Origin of the sequence: Rhizobium sp. BK650, assembly GCF_014195325.1 — a bacterium.
In the GTDB taxonomy this organism is placed as follows: Bacteria; Pseudomonadota; Alphaproteobacteria; order Rhizobiales; family Rhizobiaceae; genus Rhizobium.
Genome location: NZ_JACIBK010000006.1, coordinates 245,267 through 265,607 on the forward strand (window position 1 = coordinate 245,267; position 20,341 = coordinate 265,607).

At 59.3% G+C, this 20,341-nt stretch carries 22 protein-coding genes; 12 read left to right on the plus strand and 10 right to left on the minus strand.

Annotated elements, in window-relative coordinates; all coding sequences use genetic code 11:
- Positions 1-69 precede the first annotated feature (69 nt).
- The gene (locus FHX15_RS16865; protein ID WP_184399009.1) at positions 70-1,176 is read right to left on the minus strand and encodes a TRAP transporter substrate-binding protein; all 1,107 of its coding nucleotides are present in this window, start codon (positions 1,174-1,176) and stop codon (positions 70-72) included.
- Between the two features lie 290 nt (positions 1,177-1,466).
- Here FHX15_RS16865 and FHX15_RS16870 point away from each other — a divergent pair, with 290 nt between their 5' ends.
- Complete coding sequence (locus tag FHX15_RS16870; protein ID WP_184399011.1) at positions 1,467-2,246, plus strand: gamma-glutamyl-gamma-aminobutyrate hydrolase family protein; 780 nt, start codon at positions 1,467-1,469, stop codon at positions 2,244-2,246.
- 55 nt (positions 2,247-2,301) lie between these two features.
- On the opposite strand, the gene FHX15_RS16875 is transcribed toward FHX15_RS16870, so the two are convergent.
- The 4 genes from FHX15_RS16875 to FHX15_RS16890 form a co-directional block, all read right to left on the minus strand.
- Positions 2,302-3,333, minus strand: coding sequence for an aldo/keto reductase (locus FHX15_RS16875; protein ID WP_184399013.1), 1,032 nt, complete (start codon positions 3,331-3,333; stop codon positions 2,302-2,304).
- 262 nt (positions 3,334-3,595) lie between these two features.
- On the minus strand, positions 3,596-4,552 hold the full coding sequence (locus FHX15_RS16880) for a 2-hydroxyacid dehydrogenase (RefSeq protein WP_184399015.1): 957 nt from the start codon (positions 4,550-4,552) through the stop codon (positions 3,596-3,598).
- 24 nt (positions 4,553-4,576) lie between these two features.
- Positions 4,577-5,599, minus strand: coding sequence for a LacI family DNA-binding transcriptional regulator (locus FHX15_RS16885; RefSeq protein WP_112544249.1), 1,023 nt, complete (start codon positions 5,597-5,599; stop codon positions 4,577-4,579).
- Between the two features lie 119 nt (positions 5,600-5,718).
- A complete protein-coding gene (locus FHX15_RS16890) occupies positions 5,719-6,228 on the minus strand; it encodes a MarR family winged helix-turn-helix transcriptional regulator (RefSeq protein ID WP_184399017.1) in 510 nt (169 codons plus the stop codon).
- Between the two features lie 84 nt (positions 6,229-6,312).
- Between FHX15_RS16890 and FHX15_RS16895 the strand changes: the two genes are divergently transcribed.
- From FHX15_RS16895 to FHX15_RS16920, 6 genes are all read left to right on the plus strand, one after another.
- Positions 6,313-7,104: a creatininase family protein gene (locus tag FHX15_RS16895; RefSeq protein ID WP_184399019.1), complete on the plus strand. Its 792-nt coding sequence runs from the start codon at positions 6,313-6,315 to the stop codon at positions 7,102-7,104.
- Between the two features lie 143 nt (positions 7,105-7,247).
- Positions 7,248-8,342 (plus strand): CobW family GTP-binding protein, encoded by a 1,095-nt coding sequence (locus FHX15_RS16900; protein ID WP_184399021.1) that lies wholly within the window; start codon positions 7,248-7,250, stop codon positions 8,340-8,342.
- Entirely contained in the window at positions 8,342-9,334 is a 993-nt protein-coding gene (locus FHX15_RS16905) for a WD40 repeat domain-containing protein (protein ID WP_184399023.1), read from the plus strand. Before FHX15_RS16900 ends, FHX15_RS16905 begins: the two co-directional genes overlap by 1 nt.
- A 40-nt stretch (positions 9,335-9,374) precedes the next feature.
- Positions 9,375-9,821, plus strand: coding sequence for a GNAT family N-acetyltransferase (locus tag FHX15_RS16910; protein ID WP_184399284.1), 447 nt, complete (start codon positions 9,375-9,377; stop codon positions 9,819-9,821).
- A gap of 38 nt (positions 9,822-9,859) precedes the next feature.
- Positions 9,860-10,669 (plus strand): serine O-acetyltransferase, encoded by an 810-nt coding sequence (gene cysE / locus FHX15_RS16915; RefSeq protein WP_184399025.1) that lies wholly within the window; start codon positions 9,860-9,862, stop codon positions 10,667-10,669.
- 199 nt (positions 10,670-10,868) lie between these two features.
- Positions 10,869-11,858 (plus strand): NAD-dependent epimerase/dehydratase family protein, encoded by a 990-nt coding sequence (locus tag FHX15_RS16920; RefSeq protein ID WP_184399286.1) that lies wholly within the window; start codon positions 10,869-10,871, stop codon positions 11,856-11,858.
- Between the two features lie 61 nt (positions 11,859-11,919).
- On the opposite strand, the gene FHX15_RS16925 is transcribed toward FHX15_RS16920, so the two are convergent.
- Both FHX15_RS16925 and odc2 read right to left on the minus strand, forming a co-directional pair.
- Positions 11,920-12,510 carry a GNAT family N-acetyltransferase gene (locus FHX15_RS16925; RefSeq protein ID WP_184399028.1) on the minus strand — a complete coding sequence of 197 codons (591 nt, stop codon included), beginning with the start codon at positions 12,508-12,510 and terminating at the stop codon, positions 11,920-11,922.
- Between the two features lie 93 nt (positions 12,511-12,603).
- Complete coding sequence (odc2, locus tag FHX15_RS16930; protein WP_184399030.1) at positions 12,604-13,737, minus strand: ornithine/lysine decarboxylase; 1,134 nt, start codon at positions 13,735-13,737, stop codon at positions 12,604-12,606.
- A gap of 530 nt (positions 13,738-14,267) precedes the next feature.
- On the opposite strand from odc2, the gene FHX15_RS16935 reads away from it, so the two are divergent.
- The 3 genes from FHX15_RS16935 (at position 14,268) to FHX15_RS16945 (ending at position 16,966) form a co-directional block, all read left to right on the plus strand.
- Positions 14,268-15,161: a LysR family transcriptional regulator gene (locus FHX15_RS16935; RefSeq protein ID WP_184399032.1), complete on the plus strand. Its 894-nt coding sequence runs from the start codon at positions 14,268-14,270 to the stop codon at positions 15,159-15,161.
- A 99-nt stretch (positions 15,162-15,260) separates the two neighbouring features.
- A complete protein-coding gene (locus FHX15_RS16940) occupies positions 15,261-15,902 on the plus strand; it encodes a DUF1007 family protein (protein ID WP_184399035.1) in 642 nt (213 codons plus the stop codon).
- Positions 15,896-16,966: a nickel/cobalt transporter gene (locus FHX15_RS16945; protein ID WP_184399037.1), complete on the plus strand. Its 1,071-nt coding sequence runs from the start codon at positions 15,896-15,898 to the stop codon at positions 16,964-16,966. The genes FHX15_RS16940 and FHX15_RS16945 overlap by 7 nt, the downstream gene beginning before the upstream one ends.
- A gap of 4 nt (positions 16,967-16,970) precedes the next feature.
- On the opposite strand, the gene FHX15_RS16950 is transcribed toward FHX15_RS16945, so the two are convergent.
- The 3 genes from FHX15_RS16950 to FHX15_RS16960 form a co-directional block, all read right to left on the minus strand.
- Complete coding sequence (locus FHX15_RS16950; protein WP_184399039.1) at positions 16,971-17,177, minus strand: hypothetical protein; 207 nt, start codon at positions 17,175-17,177, stop codon at positions 16,971-16,973.
- An 85-nt stretch (positions 17,178-17,262) separates the two neighbouring features.
- Positions 17,263-17,982, minus strand: coding sequence for a tellurite resistance TerB family protein (locus FHX15_RS16955; protein WP_184399041.1), 720 nt, complete (start codon positions 17,980-17,982; stop codon positions 17,263-17,265).
- Between the two features lie 126 nt (positions 17,983-18,108).
- Positions 18,109-18,747, minus strand: a complete 639-nt coding sequence (locus FHX15_RS16960; RefSeq protein ID WP_113181532.1) for a 2-dehydro-3-deoxy-phosphogluconate aldolase — start codon at positions 18,745-18,747, stop codon at positions 18,109-18,111.
- A gap of 151 nt (positions 18,748-18,898) precedes the next feature.
- On the opposite strand from FHX15_RS16960, the gene FHX15_RS16965 reads away from it, so the two are divergent.
- Together FHX15_RS16965 and FHX15_RS16970 are read left to right on the plus strand one after the other, a co-directional pair.
- Positions 18,899-19,387 carry a CYTH domain-containing protein gene (locus FHX15_RS16965; RefSeq protein WP_184399044.1) on the plus strand — a complete coding sequence of 163 codons (489 nt, stop codon included), beginning with the start codon at positions 18,899-18,901 and terminating at the stop codon, positions 19,385-19,387.
- Positions 19,365-20,273: a CHAD domain-containing protein gene (locus FHX15_RS16970; protein WP_184399046.1), complete on the plus strand. Its 909-nt coding sequence runs from the start codon at positions 19,365-19,367 to the stop codon at positions 20,271-20,273. The genes FHX15_RS16965 and FHX15_RS16970 overlap by 23 nt, the downstream gene beginning before the upstream one ends.
- Positions 20,274-20,341 lie beyond the last annotated feature (68 nt).

Below are 20,341 nucleotides of genomic sequence, written 5' to 3' on the forward strand. Positions count from 1 at the left end.
CACGAAAGCAAAAACCCCGGATCTTCATCCGGGGTTTTGAGTGGACTACGACGAGTATCGATCGAAACCTTAGATCTTACCCGCACGTTGCTGGATCATCATGAACGTGTCGAATGTGTATTCCGAAAGCTGCATCCAAAGATAGGCATCTCTCTTAAAAGCGGTCTGATCATCATAGATCTTCTTGAAATGCTGGTTCGTGCCGGAAATTTCGCTATAGATGCCCATCGCGGCCTGGAAGCAGGCTTCCATGATCTCCTGGCTGAACGGTCGTAGGGTAGCCCCTTCCGCGACGAGCTGCTTCAGCGCGCTCGGGTTCTTCGTATCGTACTTTGCCAGCATGTTGGTGTTGGCAAAGGCGCAGGCGTCGCTGAGCGCTGCCTGATAGTGTTTCGGCAAGTTGCTCCACTTATCGAGATTGAAGAAGGCATGCACCGTCGGACCGCCTTCCCACCAGCCCGGATAATAGTAATACTTTGCCACCTTGTGGAAACCAAGCTTCAAGTCGTCGTAAGGGCCAACGAATTCTGCTGCGTCGATCGTCCCTTTTTCCAGCGCCGGGTAGATGTCGCCACCGGCGATTTGTTGAGGGATGACTCCGACCTTTTCCATGACGCGGCCGGCGAGACCGGCAATACGCATCTTAACGCCTTTGAGATCATCGAGCGTATTGATTTCCTTGCGGAACCAGCCGCCCATCTGCGCACCGGTATTGCCGGCCGGCAGGGCGTACATTCCCTGCGTGGCATAGAATTCGTTCATCAGCGTATTGCCGTTGCCCTGGTAAAACCAGGCATTGGTCAGGCGGCTGTTCAGTCCGAACGGAATGGCCGTTCCGATGGCGTAGGTCGGATCCTTGCCGACGAAATAATAGGAGGTTGTGTGAGCTGCCTCGACAGTACCTGCCGCGACCGCATCAACAGCTTGCAGGCCAGGAACGATTTCGCCGGCGGCGAAAGGCTGGATCGTGAAATTGCCGTCGGTTGCAGCCGCAACATGCTTGGCAATATCTTCGGCGCCGCCATAGATCGTATCCAGGCTCTTTGGAAACGACGAAGTCATGCGCCAGGCAATCTTCGGGTTCTCCTGCGCAATTGCAGGCGCTGCCAAAGCAGTTGCGGCAACGGCGCTGGCGCCGGCTGTTCCCGCTTTTTTCATAAATGAACGACGATCCATCAAAAATCTCCCGTAAAGATGGCACTGCGCAGTCAATCCTCATCCCTACCCGCAGCAATGGTAAAGCTAAGCATGGCGGAAGAAGCGTTTCAAGCTTTCGTCCATTAGTCTTTGGGATCACAACGCTTCTGTGGCACGGCTCACACATTGATCGGAATCAGCGGCTTAGCTTGCGCCATGGTAGCTAAGTCGCCGAGGCGCCGCAATTTGGCCACCGGGTGCATCCAAGCGTTGACTTTACGGTCGATCAGGCCGCACAAACGTCCGATATTGTTTTCTTCGGGGCAAAAATGACGAAACCGATCGTTGCCATTCCCGCCGACATCCGCAGCCTTGATGGCGCAACCTGGCATGCCGTCCAGCATCAATATGTGCGCGCGGCGCTGAATGCCGCCGGTGTAATGGCCTTCATCATTCCCGCTTTTGAGGAAGGCTATGACACAGATGCCATTCTCGATCGCGTGGACGGCGTGCTGGTATCCGGCTCGGCAAGCAATGTGCATCCCTCGCTCTACGGTATCGAAGCCATCGAAGCTGATGGCCCCTTCGACCCGGCCCGCGATGCTACCAGCCTGCCGCTCATCCGCCGCGCCATCGACCGGGCTATCCCGCTTCTTGCCATCTGCCGCGGCATTCAGGAGCTGAACGTTGCACTGGGCGGCTCGCTTGCGAGCGAAATCCAGGAACAGCCCGGCATCTGGGACCACCGGAAACCCGATGTGAAGGATCGCGACGGCATGTATGCGATCCGCCAGAGCGTCTTCGTCAAGGAAGGCTCCTGCATCGCTGGTATCATCGGCGCCGGTGAGATTCGCGTCAACTCGCTGCATCGCCAGGCAATCGCCAAGACCGCCCCGCGCCTGCAAGTCGAAGCTACAGCAGAGGACGGCACGATTGAAGCCGTTTCCGTCATCGACGCCAAGGCCTTCGCCGTCGGCGTGCAATGGCATCCGGAATATTGGGCTGAGACCGACAAGCCCTCCAACAAGCTCTTCACCGCCTTCGGCGATGCCGTCAGAGACTACGCCGCCGGCAAGTTGCCTTCGCGCCCGGCGCATGCAATCGCCTGAAACAAAAAAGGCCGCCGGATCGCTCCGACGGCCTTTTTCTTGCTGATCGAACGGCTCAGCGACCACCTTCGATCTTGCGATGACGCTGGTTGGTACCGTTGACGCCATAGGGATATTGTCCCGGAGTCGGTGCGCTGACCTCATTGAGCTTTGCCGTCTCTTCGGCCGAGAGCACGAATTCCGCGGCAGCAAGATTGTCGGCAAGTTGTTCGGACGTGCGAGCACCGAGAATGACCGAAGTCACGGCCGGACGCGCAGCCACCCAGGAAAGCGCCACCTGCGCCATGCTGACGCCGCGTGCCTTGGCGATCTCCTCGACGATGCTGATGATATCCCAGGTCCGCTCCTGTGCGTTACGGGCAGCGTAGGCCTCGCCGCCGCGATTGGGATTTTCACCGAGTCGCGTCGCACCCGTCGGCATTTCGTCGCGCTTGTATTTGCCAGTCAGCCACCCACCGCCGAGTGGCGACCAGGGCAGCAGGCCCATGCCGGCATCCTGGCAGGCATCGACGATCTCGAGCTCGATGTCGCGCATCAGCAGGTTGTACTGCGGCTGCAGCGTCACTGGTCGCGTATAGCCCTGGGCCTTGGCAATTTCAGAGGCCTTGGCAATGTGCCAGCCGACATAGTTGGAGAAGCCATAGTAACCGATCTTGCCGGCGCGAACGGCATCATCGAGGAAGCGCAGCGTCTCCTCGATCGGTGTCAGCGCATCCCAGGCATGCATCTGGTAGAGATCGATATGCTCGACGCCGAGGCGGTGCAGCGAGTCGTTCAGCGCCTGATTGAGGTGACGGCGGGAAAGGCCGATATCGTTCGGTCCGTCACCCATCGGGAAGCGGCCCTTGGTGGCGATCACGGCCTGCTTTGCCTGTGTGGGGCGAGCCTTGAGCCAGCGGCCGATGATTTCCTCCGATGCACCGGCGCTGTAGACGTCAGCGGTGTCGATAAAATTGCCGCCCCAGGCAAAATAGTCGTCGAGCATTTTGAAGGAAGCCGCCTCATCGGACTCCTTCCCGAAAGTCATGGTACCCAGGCAATATGCGGTGACGACGGCCCCGCTGGGACCGAGCTTGCGATAATCCATTTTCTGCCTCCTTCCAGAAAGTGTCGGCTGCCGGCGTGAAAAGACGCCGGGCGGAGCGGACGCTCCCCGATCAAATCGCTACGTATAAGCTTGAGACGGCGAAATGCCGCCGATGACAATTACGGCCGCAACAGATGGCGCGACCCGCTCTAACCATAGCCAATCCTTCCCGGTCGACCAAGTAGGGAAACAGGAAAAACTCCAAGGGCAAAAAAGGAAAAAGCGAAAGCTCCCTCCGCCTTCGCGGAGGGGCCGCCGATGGTTACCGCCTGAACGGCGTTTCCGCTACCGGGGTAACCGCCTTGCCCTGTTCGAACCAGGTGATGAGGTTTGCGGCCACCAGATCCGCCATAGCATTGCGCGTCGGAATCGAAGCCGAGGCCACATGCGGCAACAGGACAGTATTCGGGGCAGCCAACAGTCCCGCCGGAACATTCGGCTCGTCGTAGAAAACATCCAGCCCGGCAGCACCAATCGTGCCCGCATTCAGCGCGGCAACCAAGTCATCTTCATCCACCGTCCATCCGCGGCCGACGTTGACCAGGACTCCATTGGGGCCAAGTGCAGCGAGAACCTCCGCGTTGACAGTCTTATGCGTCTGCGGTGTCTTCGGCACGATCGCAATCAGCGTATCGACGGCCTCGGCGAGCCCCTTCAGCGTCGGGTGATAATCGTAGGGCGCATCGGCATGACGCGAGCGGGTATGATAGCTGATCTTTACCTTGAAGGGTTCCAGTCGCTTGGCGATTTCAAGCCCGATGCGTCCGAGCCCGTAGAGACCTATATGCCGGCCTTTCAGCGAAAAGCGCGTTAACGGATAGGAAGCGCCTGGCTTCCAGTTGCCATCCCTGAGCCAGTTCTCCGCCTTGGGGATTTCGCGGATGGCGTTGAGAAGAAGCGCAATCGCCGTATCGGCCACCTCGTCATTCAACACATCGGGTGTGTTGGTGACGATAATGCTCCTGGACCCCGCGAGCTTCGCATCGATGCCGTCATAACCCACGCCGAAGCTGGCAACTATCTCTATAGACGGCAGCTGTTCGAACCAGGCAGCCGGGAAGGCACCGCTGATCGCCACGCCGCGGATGCGTTTTGCTGTTTCGGCATCGAGATCAAGCCTTTCCTCGCGCTTGACGCTGATGACCTCGAAACGATCCTTTAGTCGGGCGAGAACGCGATCATGCATCTTCCCGGGCACGAGAACGGCAATACGTGACATAGCTTTTCCTCTTGGCTTCGGCAGTCAGCTACGTGGCCGATAAGGGCTGGTGGACTGGCGGATACGCATTTCCGGCTTGATGAGATGGATCCCGTCAGGTTCATGGCTGCCGGCTAATCGGTCAAGTAGGGCGCGGGCGGCAAGACGTCCAACCTCGGTCTGACCGTTCCAGACGGTGGTCAGCGCCGGTGTCGCAATCGAAGCCTCTTCCAGATCGTCATAACCAGTGACCGAGATATCGCTGCCGGGCACGAGGCCGGCGCGGGCAATGCCGTTCATCAGGCCAATGGCGACCAGATCATTCCAGCAGACCGCGGCTGTCGGCTTCTGCGGCAGCGACAGGAAATGCACCGCGGCCTCGAAACCACCCTGCTTCGAGCGTGGGCCGGGAATACGCAGGTTCGGATCGACCTCGATGCCGGCCTTGCGCAACGCATTGACGTAACCCTGATAGCGGTCACGCCCGGTCGAGGTCTGGTCCGTGCCGCCGATCATGGCGATCGTCCGGTGTCCGAGGCCGATCAAATGATTGGTGGCAAGCGAAATGCCATAGCTGTCGTCGCCGCGATAGGTCGGAACGTCCTGGCTGTCCATGGAGCGCGCGACGAGGATAGCCGGCATTCCGTTTTCCTCCGCAAGCTGGATATCCTCCGGTGGCGTGCCGATCGCTGGAGACATGATGACCCCATCGCCGCCAAGCTGAAGCAGGGTCTCGATGAAGGTGCGCTGCTTCTCGACTGAATCGTAATGGTTGGAAAGAATGAAGGTGTGGCGGCTGCGATCGAGCTCGCTTTCGATCGCCTTCAGGATTTCCCCGTAGAAGGGGTTCATGATGTCGTGGACGACGACGCCGATAATACCTGAGCGCGAGGTACGAAGGCTGGCGGCGCGGCGATTGTAAATGTAACCGAGCGCACGCGCCTGTTCCTTGATCTTCTCCCGCGTATTGCCGGCTACCAGCGGGCTATCGCGTAAGGCCAGCGAAACAGTCGCCGTTGATATGCCGAGCGTTTCTGCAATCGTTGAAAGCTTGATCTTCTGCGCCACGTTTCCTCCTCCAGGCAACGCGTGAAGCCGGTAAGGGACTGTCGCGGTGCAGCGGCAGCCTTAAAAAATTTAATTAAAAGATTTAAGCGATACAGGCAATTCGCCTTTTGAGGAAATTTTCAGTCTTCTTCATCTTCCTCGGCATGCACGGCCTCCGCCTGCAGATTGGCGTCAATCGCCTTCAGCAGTCGCACCAGATTGCGAATTTCCTTTTCGGAGAAATCAAGGGTCGCAAGCTTGTCGCAGGAAGAAGCGGCAAGCTCGATCGCCTTCACGCTGCCGCGGCCGAGTTCAGTGAGATAGACCTTGGTGAGGCGGGCATCTTCGGCGTCGGGCTTGCGCTTCAGGAAGCCTTGAGCCTCCATACGGCCGATGGTGCGGGTCATGGTGGGCGCCTTGACACCGAGCTTCTGGGCAAGCCCGCCGGCCGTCATGCCGTCGCTTTCGGCAAGCGAAAGGACGACCCCGTCCTGACCGGCATAGAGGCCGCTTTCGAGCAGGTTGCGCGACAGGACTGTACGCATGGAACGGGCAGCCTGTGTCAAGGCGGGCGAAAGATCTGCGAGTGTGTACTCGGTTTGATCCTTCTTTTTCTTGTGCTTCTTGCCGTCCTTATGCTTCTTGCCCATCGCCATCCCTTTGATCTTTAAGCACTGCCCAGGCTGCGTTATGACATTGCCGATGATCTCGTCATAAACAAGAGGCAACACCCGATGTTGGTTCCGTCGTTCCGTTTCGAGGACAATGATCCCGCGCTCGCTCCGGACGCCCGGCGGCACTGGATTGCAGTCCTGCCACTCGGCGCACATGAACAGCACGGCCCGCATCTGCCCTTCGAAACCGACGCTCTGATCGCGCAGGGTATCGTCAACAGGCTGAATACCGCCCTGCCGGCCGGTTTGCCCGTTACCGTACTCCCTGTCGAATCGGTCGGCTACTCCTTAGAGCACATGGATGTTGAAGGAACGAAGACGCTTCCTTTTGAAACAGCTGTGAAGCGCTGGCTAAGTATCGCGGAAGAGCTTTCGACGATCGGCATCCGTAAGTTCGTGATGCTGAATGCCCATGGCGGCAACTCGCCGCTGATGACTATTGTCGCAACAGAAGCGCGCGTGCGCTTCCACATGCTCGCCGTCGCCACCAGTTGGACACGTTTCGGCGTGCCTGGTGGCATAATCTCGCCGGAAGAAAAGGCGATCGACATTCATGGTGGCGATATCGAAACGTCCGTCATGCTCGCTCTTTATCCGGAGAGAGTTGATATGACGAAGGCGGCCGCATTTCCTTCCAGCCAGACGGAGTTCGCCCAACGCTTCAAGCACCTGCGTGCCTATGGTCCACATGCTTTCGGCTGGAAGATGTCGGATCTGAACCCGCAAGGCGTCGCCGGCAATGCTGCAAAGGCGACAGCCGAAAAGGGCGAGGCGCTGATAACACATGCTGTCAGGGGGCTGGTGGAGCTCCTGCAGGATGTCGATGTCTTCAACGCCGAAACGCTGCGCTGACCACCTCGACTTTGCGCACGGGCAATGTGATCTTATAACATACAAAACCCTTTGAACTGCCGCTTCCAAGCGCCTATATGAAACCGACCCATTCGAGCCCCGGACTTTGCCTTCGGGGTGAAGGCCCTATCCTAGAGGTTCTCATGACCGACGCGATCCAGACACAGCAGAAGCCCATTCCCGTTACTGTCCTCACCGGTTATCTCGGTGCGGGCAAAACAACGCTTCTCAACCGCATTCTTTCCGAAAACCACGGCAAGAAATATGCAGTCATCGTCAACGAGTTCGGCGAGATCGGCATCGACAACGACCTGATTGTCGAATCCGATGAAGAAATCTACGAAATGAACAATGGCTGCGTATGCTGCACAGTTCGCGGCGACCTGATCCGCGTCGTCGAAGGCCTGATGCGCCGCCCCGGCCGCTTCGATGGCATTATCGTCGAAACCACAGGCCTCGCCGATCCGGTTCCGGTTGCCCAGACCTTCTTCATGGATGACGACGTACGCTCCAAGACCGAACTCGACGCCGTTGTCGCCCTCGTCGATGCCAAGCACCTGCCGCTGCGCCTGAAGGACAGCCGCGAGGCCGAAGACCAGATCGCCTTCGCCGATGTGGTCATCATCAACAAGACCGACCTCGTCACAGCGGCAGAACTGGATCAAATCGAGGATATCGTACGCGCCATCAACCCGGCCGCGCGCGTTTACAAGACCAGCCGTTCGGGCGTCGATCTCGCCCGCGTTCTCGACCAGGGCGCCTTCAATCTCGAGCGCGCGCTGGAAAACGACCCGCATTTCCTTGAACACGGTCATGACGATCATGTCTGCGGCCCGGACTGCGATCACGACCACCATCATCACGATCACGATCACGATCACGATCACGATCACGATCATCATCACCATCACCACGGCGAGATGTCAGCCATCCATGACGTGACGGTTCAGTCCGTATCGCTGCGCGGCGGCGAGATGAACCCGGAGCGCTTCTTCCCCTGGATCCAGCGTATCACCCAGACGCAGGGCCCGAACATCCTGCGCCTCAAAGGCATCATCGCCTTCAAGGATGACGCCGAGCGCTATGTCGTCCAGGGCGTACACATGATCATCGAAGGCGACCATCAGCGTCCCTGGAAGGATGGCGAAAAGCACGAGACCCGTCTTGTGTTCATCGGCCGCGATCTCGACCGCGTGAAACTCGAAGAATCCTTCAAGGCCTGCGAGGCTGCCGCCTGATGCCAACAGTTGCACCGCTTGATCTCGACGGCCACGTTCTGGCCGTCGAATTTTTAGGTGATGTCCCCTTCTTCGCGAGTGCCAGCGGCACCTTTCACCGGCTGGAAGGCAGCGACAAGGTCATCGAAGCCCATCAGGGTATGCTGACGGCCATCCGCGATCCCTACACCGAAAGCCTGATTTCCGGCGGCGAGGACGGCAAGGTTCTGCGTGTTGATGTGAACGGCAATATCAGTGAGATCGCGTCGGCGCCGCGCAAGTGGATTTCGCAGGTTGCGGCCGGCCCACAGGGCGCCGTCGCCTATTCCTATGGCAAGAGCACGCTCGTACGTCTTGCCGATGGTACGACCAAGGAATTTCCGGAAGAGCGCACGGTCGAGGGCATCGCTTTTGCACCGAAGGGCCTGCGGATCGCGGCTGCCCGCTATAATGGCGTCTCGCTGCACTGGGTCGGCATGAGTGCAAAGCCTGTTGATCTCGAATGGAAAGGCGCTCATACCGGCGTGACCTTCTCGCCTGACGGCAATTTCCTCGTGACCTCCATGCAGGAAAACGCGCTGCACGGCTGGAAGCTCGACGTCAAATCGGGCGCCGAAGCTCGCCATATGCGCATGACCGGCTACCCGGCCAAGGTAAAGTCGCTCTCCTGGTCGGCTAAGGGCAAGTGGCTCGCCTCCTCGGGCGCACCGGCTGCTATCGTCTGGCCCTTCCAGGGCAAGGACGGCCCGATGGGCAAGGCGCCGCTGGAACTCGGCACCCGTGCAAACATCATGGCGACCGCAGTGAAATTCCATCCTGCCGAGGACATCCTCGCCATCGGCTTCATCGACGGCATGATCCTTGCCGTTCGCCTCGCCGACAGCAAGGAAGCGCTGCTGCGCCGCCCTGGCAAGAGCGCCATCACCAGCATGAGCTGGAGCAAGAACGGCAAGCTGCTTGCCTTCGCCTCCGAGGCCGGCGACTGCGGCGTGGTGGATATCGCGGCTGCCTGATTCCGTGGTGCTGGACGTTCGGGCTCTCGATAGCGGACACATGTACCAGGCGGCCATGGTGCGGCGGATCGCACTGTGGCGCGCCCTGCCGGATCTGCCCGACCTGCACAGCCCTCAGGAAGACGCGGCCTACTGGCAACCGCATTTGCTTGCGGAATATACCGTTCTCGGCGCTCTCGTTGATGGTGAACTGGCTGGCATTATTGCCTACGGCAAAGGCTGGATCGAGCAGCTTTACGTCCTGCCCGATCGTCAGGGTTCAGGGATCGGCACGCGACTTCTCTCCGCGGCAATGACCGACATGGACGATATTCGTCTATGGAGGTTCCAGCGAAATCACCACGCCCGCGCCTTCTATCAATCGCATGGCTTCTCGCCCATTGAAGAAACCGACGGCAGCAGCAATGAGGAAGGCGAGCCCGACGTACTCTATCATTGGTGCCGCTTGGCGGAACCGATGTATAATGCCGATCCCGCCGGCCGCTGAAATACCGCCGCGCCGACCGCAGGAACAAGGAACCTGAAATGCAAGCTTCTGACAAAGCCGTAAGGGAATTGGGCGCCTTCGCGTCCGTCTGGACGGCAATCCGCGCTGAAGCGACGGACCTTGCAACGCGCGAGCCGACGCTGCGGGCTTTGCTCGAAACGCAGATCATCGGCGTAGCAAGCGATGCTGATATCATCGCGCACGTCATCTCGGCACGCCTGGCCGTAGCGAGCGTCGACACCGAAGACCTCTTCCGGCTGTTTCACGGCATATTGCTGGAGCGTGCCGATATCTGCGCTGCCATCGAAGCCGATATTCTGGCCGTGCGCGAGCGCGATCCCGCCTGCACCACCTGTTTGCACGCGCTGTTGAACCTCAAAGGTTTCCACGCCCTGCAAACGCACCGCATTGCCCATGCGCTCTGGATCAATGGCCGGCACGAGATTGCAAGCTGGCTTTCCAACCTCGCCTCGCTGGTCTTCGGCCCGGACATCCATCCGGCGGCCAGGATAGGTTCTTCGATCATGCTCGACCACGGCTCGGGAATCGTGATCGGTGAAACTGCCGTCATCGAAGATGAGGTTTCGATCCTGCAGAACGTCACCCTCGGCGGCACAGGCAAGGAAACCGGAGACCGGCACCCGAAGATCCGGCACGGCGTGATGATCGGCGCCGGCGCGAAAATTCTTGGCAATATTGAAATCGGCGCCTTCAGCAAGATCGCCGCCGGCAGCGTCGTGCTGAAGCCGGTGCCTGCTCATTGCACCGTCGCCGGCGTTCCGGCCACTGTCGTGCGCATCCATCGCAATGACGAAATACCGGCTGAGACCATGGATCAGAATATCTGACAACAGCAAACCACTTCGCTCAAGCGGGCTGCTGGTTTTCCGCCGACGCCTCGACGCGGCTAGGGCCTTTGCGCTTCCGCGATAAACCGCTTTGACAAGGAGCTCATCTGCCGGAGCCTAAAGGTCAAATTGTACAATCCACGCCTTGGCTACTTGCAGCTTCGCAAGGCGGCACGACATACTGCCCTGTGACCAGCACATATGCGCATCTGGAGGAGACCGCACGGCCCGCGTTATCGTCATAGGAGCAACAGGACATGTCGGCACCTACCTCGTGCCCCGCCTCATCGAAGCCGGCCATGAGGTGGTGGCGATCAGCCGCGGCGCGGCGACACCCTACAAAGCGAACGACGCCTGGAGCCGCGTCGATATCAGGCGCATGGATCGGGCAGCGCTGGAGGCTGAAGGCCGCTTCGGCCGGGAGATACGCGCATTGGAAGGTGACATCGTCATCGACATGATCTGCTTCACGCCTGAAAGTAACGAACAGCTCGTGACGGCGCTCGAAAGCCATGTCGGCCATTTTCTTCACACCGGCACGATCTGGACGCACGGTTTCTCTGCTGTCGTGCCAACGCCCGAGGAGGCGCAGAAAAAGCCCTTCGGCGACTATGGCGTCAGGAAGGCTGCTATCGAGGCTTCTTTGCTGAAAATGGCACACCAGAAAAACTTCCCCGCGACCCTTATACATCCCGGCCACATCGTGGGTCCGGGCTGGAATCCGCTGAACCCGGCAGGCCATTTCAATCCCGATGTCTTTACGACGTTGGCGCGCGGCGAAACGCTGAGCCTCCCGAATTTCGGAATGGAAACCGTGCACCACGTCCATGCCGATGACATTGCCGAACTTTTCATGGCTGCTATCGCAAAGCCGCAGGCTTCAATCGGCGAGGCTTTCCATGCGGTTTCGGAAAAGGCGGTCACGCTGCGCGGTTACGCGGAGGCGATGGCCGCCTGGTTTGGCCAGGAGGCGAAGCTGGAATTCCTGCCCTACGACGCATGGGCGGAAAGACAGAGCCCAGAAGACGCGCGAGCCACCTGGGAACACATTGCCCGCAGCCCGAACTGCTCGATGGAAAAAGCCCGCCGGCTGCTCGACTTCACGCCACGGCACAGTTCGCTGCGGGCCGTCCAGGAAGCCGTCCGCTGGCTTATCGACAACGGGCGGATCGAGGCAAAGGCTCCGTAAGCCACAGAGGTGGCTGCAAGACAAAAAAAGCCCCTCCGGAGGTCGGGAGGAACTCAGCCGGTCAGGCCGCCTTCCGGACCGGCGCGCCGGTCAGCATACGTCCCGATGGGACGATCATGCCGGCGGCGCCGCCAAGCCAGCCTTCGACGAGCTCCAGCGCAAGAAAGCGCGAACGCTCGAACGGGCCGGGCATGACAAGGTGACGAGCCTTTTCGGCAGAGAAACCGAAACGCTCGTAATAGTCCGCATCGCCAACGAGCAGGACTGCACCGTGGCCGCGGTTCTTTGCTTCAAGCAGCGCCGCGCGCATAAGAGCGGAGCCGATACCCTTGCCGCCATGCTTGCCGTCGACGGCGAGCGGGCCGAGCAGCAGCGCGTCGAGGGCCGTGCCTTCCTGGTTGATGCCTGCTTCGATATTCCACAGGCGCACCGTCCCGATCACACGGCCGTCGCGATCACGCGCGACCAGTGCCAGCCCTTCGGCCGGCACACGGTTGCGGCGGATTATTTCCGACGACTTTTTGCGGCGATCCGGGCCCATGACGCGATCGAGCAGGCTTTCGCGAGCGACGACGTCGGACGGATTTTCCACGTCGATGGTGAAAGTGACAGGCGCAAAGAATGCGCGGACAGAATCAAGAACAGCGGCCATTTTGGCCTCCCGCACTCAAAACCGTTTCAGACGGTGACTTCGAATATTGTGAAATTGCCGCCCCGGCTGGCTACGGGGCTGGCGAGAGCAACCTTAGATGACGTAGGCTTTGAGCGGTTCGAAGCCGTTGAAAGCGACCGCCGAATAGGTCGTCGTGTAGGCGCCGGTGCCTTCAATCAGAACTTCGTCGCCGATCGTGAGAGAAATCGGCAGCGGATAGAGGTTCTTTTCATACAGCACATCGGCCGAATCGCAGGTCGGGCCGGCGATCACGCAGGGCTCCATCTCGTCGCCGTCACGCTCGGTTCGGATCGGGTAACGGATGGCTTCGTCCATGGTTTCGGCAAGACCGCCGAATTTGCCGATGTCAAGGAAGACCCAGCGTGCATCGTCATTATCCGACTTCTTGGAAATCAGCACGACTTCAGCCTTGATGACACCTGCATTTCCAACCATGCCGCGACCCGGCTCGATAATCGTCTGCGGGATCTGGTTACCGAAATGCGTGCGCAGCGCCTGGTAGATCGACTTACCGTAAGCTTCTGCGGACGGAACGTCGCGCAGATACTTGGTTGGGAAGCCGCCGCCCATATTGACCATCTGCAGGTGGATGCCCTGCTTGGCAAGCTGGACGAAGACGCGCTTTGCATCGGCAAGCGCCGAATCCCAGGCATCGACCTTGGTCATCTGCGAGCCCACATGGAACGACACGCCGTAGGACTGCAGGCCGAGCTGATGCGCGTAGACGAGAACGTCGACGGCCATCTGCGGAACGCAACCGAACTTGCGCGACAGCGGCCATTCAGCACCTTCGCCGTCGGTCAGGACTCGGCAGAAAACACGCGCACCCGGAGCCGCACGAGAAATCTTCTCGACTTCCTCGTGGCTGTCGACTGCAAAGATGCTGACGCCGAGCATATGCGCGCGGGCGATATCGCGTTCCTTCTTGATCGTGTTGCCGTAGGAGATCCGCGCCGCGGTCGCACCAGCTTCAAGCGCCATTTCGATTTCCGCAACGGACGCGCAATCGAAGTTGGAACCCATACTGGCGAGCAGCTTCAGGACTTCCGGAGCCGGGTTGGCCTTGACGGCATAGTAGATCGCACTGTCCGGCATCGCGTGACGGAAGGCATGGAAATTGTCGCTGATGACGTCGAGGTCAACCACGAGGCAGGGACCGTCGGGACGTCGGGTTGCGAGAAAGTCGCGGATGCGCTGGGTGGTCATGTCGATTCCCTCTTCCAATTCCAGAACTCCGGCATGAGCCGGAGGACAAAGGGCATACGAGAACCGCTCAGGAACCAGCCGGTGGAGACCCCGGATCCTTGACGGCGCTTGATGCGCAGATAGTGAACCAACGCCGCTGACGCGGTATAGGTTCGGCTTTGTCTGCCATGGATTGGAGGGAAATATCCCTGCCGCACTTCCGGCAATGAAGGTGTGCCTCTTCAGTAACCCCCGCTGATGGAAAGCAGGGAGAGAACAAAAAGGCCCGCACCGTCGTTGCTTCAGGCGTCCTCGCATTTTCCGGTTGGCCGGAATAGCGACTGGAGGGGTTAATTCCAGGTACCTTACCGATTTCCTCACCAATTCGAGGGCTCGGCGGACACCCATGGGCACGTGCGACTTTGGGCTGATTGGGAAATAAGAACATTCGCCTTCACAATCAAGAGAAATTTTTCGCTAGGGGCCAAAAAATAATTGAACGATGAAGGACAATTTGTTCAACCTCCTTCAACAGATCTGGAGGATTGCCCGTGGATACCCTGACCCGCATACGTGCTTTCATCGATGTGGTTGAAGCGGAAGGCTTTTCTGCTGCGGCACGACGCACCGGGCGCTCCAAGGCGCTGCTCTCGAAATACGTGCGCGAACTGGAAGACGAGCTCGGCGCGCTGTTGCTCAATCGCACCACCCGGCAGTTCTCCATGACGGAGGCCGGACACACCTATTATCGTACCGCTTCCGATATCCTGAAGGAGATTGACAACCTGGCCGATCTCGTGCGCGAGAACAATGCCCAGCTGAAGGGGCGCCTGAAGGTTTCCGTGCCCCGCACCTTCGTCGATGCCGATGTCGGACAGTCCCTGATCGATTTCGCCAGGGAAAATCCGAACCTGCAGCTGGAGATCGCTGCCGACGATCGTTTTGTCGACCTGATCGAGGAAGGCTTCGACGTCGCCGTCCGCGTCACCAAGCTCGAAGATTCTGGCATGATCGCTCGCAAAATCTCGGATTTCCGCGTCCACATATGCGCTACCCCCGAATTCCTCGAACGCTACCCCAATATCGAGCACCCGAGCGATATCTCCAACGTGCCCTTCATCGTCGACACCAACTCCCGTAACCAGGCAAGCATCCGCTTCTACAATCCCGACAGTACCTCCTTTGCGGTCGCCGTTTCCGGCCCGATGGAAGTTAACAGCCCGCACGCAACTTTGCGCGCAGCACTGTCCGGGATCGGTATTGCGCTGATTCCTGATTTCATCGCCCGCAAGCCGATTGAGGATGGCAGGCTGGTGACGCTGTTCAACGACTACATTCCGACCGATCGCGGCATCTATGCCGTCTATCCCCATCGGCGCTATCTGCCGGCAAAGGTCAGGATCTTCGTGGACTACCTTCACAACTGGTTCAAGAAACATCCTTGAAGCAAAAGGGGTGTGCGCCCAAGCGTCGCAGGGCCGGTCCCAATTCCGTCCCATTTTCTGGTGAGAAATCGCCCCAACCGAACAGGGCAGCGGGTAAGCATGAGGAAATCGACACTTCTGACGGCCGGGCTTCTTTCACTGGCCCCCGCCACCGCCTTCGCCCATCCGCACATCTTCGTGGAGGCCCGGCTCGAAGTTGTCGCAGCACCGGACGGAAATATTCAGGAACTGCGCAACGTCTGGCGTTTCGACGAAGTCTTCTCGTCGTCAGTCGTCATGGATTTCGACAAGAACACCGATCTGAAGCTAGAGCCGAACGAACTTGCGGAGGTCGGCAAGACGGTCAGGGATTCGCTTGCCGATTACGACTACTACATGAATCTGACGGTCAACGGGAAGAACGTCAAAGTCCAGAAGCCGGACATCATCCATGTCGATTACAAAGAAGGGCAGCTTCTGATGTTCTTTGCCGTCAAACCAGCGGAAAAAATGCCATTGAAAGGCAAGCTGACCTTCGGTGTTTATGATCCGACGCTCTACACCTCGATCGACTTCCCCACCGATAAAGAACTCGCCATAGTCGGAGACGGTTTCAAGGCCTGCAAACAAGCGGTCGTGCGCCCGGATGCAGACGAAGTGATTTCGCAAAATAAACAGTCGCTGACCGACGCTTTCTTCAACGACCCGACCGGCACCAATATGTCGAAACTTTTTGCCACCCGTCTCGAGGTCACATGCTGATAAAGCGCCTGCCTCCCGCCCTGCTCGTACTTGCCGTCATGACCATTGCTGCCCATGCGCAATCGCCGCTCGGCATTGGTACGGCGGAGCCAAGCTTCCAGCCGACAGGCGGGCCGCTGGCATCTCTTTTCCTCTACGTCAATTACGAACAGCAGGCCTTCTATCGCGCGCTGACTGGCGCACTGAAGGAGATGCGCCAGGATCCATGGCAGCTTTCCTCGCTGATTGGCCTGTCCTTTGCGTATGGTGTCTTCCACGCCGCTGGCCCGGGTCACGGCAAGGCCGTCATTTCCTCCTATATGATCGCCAACGAGGTCGAGCTCCGACGCGGCGTGATGATCTCCTTCATCTCTGCCTTCATCCAGGGCTTCATGGCTGTCGTCCTCGTCGGCGGCGCCTGGCTGGTGCTGCGCGGCACCGGCATCACGCTGACCATGGCGACGCAGGCCATGGAAATCACGAGCTTCGTGATGGTCATCCTCTTCGGCGGATGGCTGCTTTTCCGCAAATTGCGCTCCTTAGCCTGGAGCCGGCCGCGCCGGCAACTGATGGCAACGCCGGCTGGTCCGGTCAGCATGATGCTGGAGTGGAAAGACAATGCGGCTGAACGCCAGAACAGCAATTTCAGCTTCAGCGGCAAGGCGCAGGCCGTAGAGCCTGGCCATACATATGTGCCCGGCATGCTCTGCGAGACCTGCGGCAACGCCCACGTGCCCGATCCTTCGCTCCTCAGCGGTGACAGGTTCAGCGTTCGGGAAGCCTGGTCGGCGGTTATTGCCGTCGGTCTGCGCCCCTGCTCAGGCGCCTTGCTGGTCATGACCTTCTCGCTGCTGAACGGGCTTTATTTCGGCGGCGTACTCTCGGTCGTCGCCATGTCGCTCGGCACCGCCATCACAGTTGCGATCCTCGCTACGCTCGCCGTCACCGCCAAAAGTACTGCTGTGCGCCTCTCCGGCCGTGGTTCGTCAGCCTCCGTCTGGATCGGCAATGCGATCGAGATACTGGGCGCAATTCTCGTGATCCTGATGGGCGCGTTGCTCCTCGGAGCCTCCCTGCAGGGATAGGCCATCAACGCTTCCTGCTGCGCTGATAGTGCGCCCGCAGCCAGAATATGCCGAAGAAACACATCAGCAGACAGATACCAACGACAACAGCCAATGTCGGCGAGAAACTGCCGATCCACAGCACGATGGTAGGCAGGAAATAGATCACCAGCCCGGCGCAAACCAGTATGATAGCGGCGGCAATCGCCTGCGAACGGCTTTCCGGGCTCATGGCTATCGTTACTCCTCTTGTCGAGGAGTGGATAGGCCAGCCGCCTTGTAAAGACAACTGGCCAAAGAAATACCAGCCGCCGATCTTACTGCGACAGCGTCGTTTTTGCGGAGGAAACCGTCGCCTCGATGTGATCGACGAGTTGGTCGGGAAGGCCGAGCCTGCCGGCAAGCAGATCGAGATAGCCGCGTTCGGCACGCGAATCCGGCTCGATCGTCAGGCGTGATGCTGTGTAGAGCTCGACCTTTTGTTCCTCAGTTACCGCGGCGGCGACAAGCGCATCGATATCCGTCGGCTCGGAAAGCTCACGTTCTATGAAGGTAGCCGCCTCGCCGCTGACATCGGCGGCCTTGACCTTGTCCATGATGAGCGCGCGTTCTGCATCGTCGATATGACCGTCGGCCTTGGCGGCAGCGATCATGGCGCGGATGAGGACGAGCACGAATTCATTGCTGGTTGCCGGTGAAGCCGGCCCAAAGCCGGATTCGGCGGGCGGAGGCAGGAGAACGGGATTGTTCGCCGTTGGAGCATCGGAGGGCGCTGCCGGCGCCTGCCCGGCCTGATAGTTTTTCCAAGCCTGATATCCGAGGCCTGCAATGGCTGCGAGGCCGCCAATGGTGATGGCGTTGCCTGCGATGCTGCGGCCGGTTTTGGTACCGAGAAGCACGGCGGCGAGTGCGCCGGTCTTCAACGGATTATGCTTCGCCATCTGGATCGCGTCGCCGGCCCTGTCACGTACGCTGCCGCCCACGCCCGGCATCTGCGATCCCAGAAACTGGTCGAGTAGTTTCTTCGCGTCGAACATGTCCTCTGTCTCTCCCTGTTTTAGAGGCTGGAGGAGAACATAGGTTTGCGACTGCCGAAATACAAACGAGGGCGGCATAACCACCCCCGTTCAAAACCTGCAAACACCGCCGAAGGCGTTGAGAACTCAGCCCTTCAACGCAAAAGCTTCGGAAGCGAGCTTAGTGATGCCTGCCCAGTCACCCGCAGCGACGAGTTCCTTGGGCGCCACCCATGAGCCGCCAACGCAGATGACGTTCGGCAGCGAGAGGTAATCATTGGCATTCTTCAGTGAAATGCCGCCGGTCGGGCAAAAGAATGTACCAGCAAGCGGCGAGGAAAGCGCCTTAAGATAGGCTGCACCACCAGCCTGCTCGGCCGGGAAGAACTTCAGTACCTGGTAGCCTTCCTCGCGCAGTGCCATGACTTCGCTTGCTGTCGCCGCACCTGGGAGCAGCGGCACGGGAGAATCAGCTGCGGCATCGAGAAGCTCCTGCGTCGTCCCAGGGCTGACGATGAACTTGGAGCCCGCCTGTACGGCTGCCTCCCAGTGAGCGGCGTTGAGGATCGTGCCAGCGCCGACTTCTGCGCCTTCCACTTCAGCGGCAACGGCGCGCACGGCATCGAGAGCGGCCGGCGTGCGCATGGTTATTTCGATGGCCTTCAAGCCGCCGGCAACGAGTGCGCGAGCCAGCGATACGGCCGACTTCGCGTCCTCTACGATCAGAACCGGAACGACGGGCTGGAGTTTCAAGATGGAAAGGAGTTTCTCTGTCTTCTCGCCCATGGCCGCGTTTCCCTTAAACGATTGAAATCGGCTTTCGAATAGCGCTCTCGCAGAGGCTTGTCGAGATAAAACCAACCCGCGAGACAAGACGGGTGTTAAATCCCTGGAAATTGGTTTAGGCTGCCGCAATCGTCACAAAAGGTTCATTCGTATGGCGAAAGAGATCGAACGGAAGTTCCTCGTGCGCAGCGATGCATGGCGCTCGGCAGTCCAATCGAAATCGGTCCTGAAGCAGGGCTATATCGTCTCGATGGATGACCGCTCGGTACGCATCCGGATATTGGATGAAAAGACCGCACGGCTGACGTTGAAGATCGGCCGAGGCAGCCTCGTCCGCGACGAATTCGAGTATGAGATCCCTGTCTCCGACGCCGAAGAACTGCTGGAAAACGCCATCGGCATTGTCATCGAGAAGACACGTTATCGCGTGCCGCACGAAGGTTTCGTCTGGGAAGTCGATGTCTTCGCCGGTGCCCATCGCGGCCTCGTCATCGCCGAAGTCGAGATGCAGGCAGAGACCGACAACCCCTCTTTGCCCACTTGGCTCGGCCGCGAGGTGACGGGCGATTTCCGCTATTCCAATCAGGCGCTTGCCACAGAGTTCGAGCACGATAGGCATGGGCTATCGCATACGGCCTGAGGCCGACTTTACCGACGAGTTCCGAAGCGCAGCCAAGGAACAGCTCATGTATGCCATCACGGTTCTGGAAGAGCGGCCGGAAGGTGCCCATGAGGCGATCCACGCCTTTCGCAAGAATATGAAGCGGCTGCGTTCGCTCTATCGCCTGGTGTCCCGGGAGGCGCCGGATTTCCAGAAGCAGGAGAATGCTCGGCTCAAGGCCGCGGCGGGGTCGCTCTCGGCCATCCGCGATGCCGCAGCAATCGTCGGCACCGGCCGCTACCTGCAGGAGAATGCTCGCAGCACTGAAGAGACGGAGGCACTCGGTCGCATCGTTTCCGTCCTGGAAGCGCGTCGCGACTGGATGGCAGAAGCCGAGAGCGGCCTTGAACAACGGCTGCTCGATACCGCCGGCACGCTCCGGGATGCGATCGCAGCGCTCGACAATGTCATCTTCGACAAGAGCCGCCGCAAGAATGCCCGCATGTTGGCAAAAGGTTGGCGCCGGACGGCATCACGTGCAAAGCAAGCGCTGGATGCCTGTCATGAGGATGCAGCAGCTGAAGACTTCCACGAGCTGCGCAAGCGCACCTATGACTATCGCCTCTATCACGCCCTTCTTCGCGATCTCTGGCCAAGCGCCATGAAGACAAAGCGCGACTTCGCCAAGGATCTTGTCGAACGCCTCGGTCACATCAATGATCTCTCCGTGCTTTCGGGTCTAGTCGAGTCAGAACCGCAGCTCTTCACCCGCAACGACGATCTCGCCCATCTGTTGGATGCGATCATCTTCCGCCAGCAGGAGGATCGGCGCGAAGCGCTGCTCAGCGCCGAAACGCTCTATGGTGACGATCCTGACGATGAAGCGCAGCGTCTGGAACTGCTCTGGGTGTCTGTCGGCAATTGATGCATTTGCTTGTTGACCTCAACTTTACATGAGGTCGCAGTCTCGGCCGGTCCATAAACCGAGCGAGG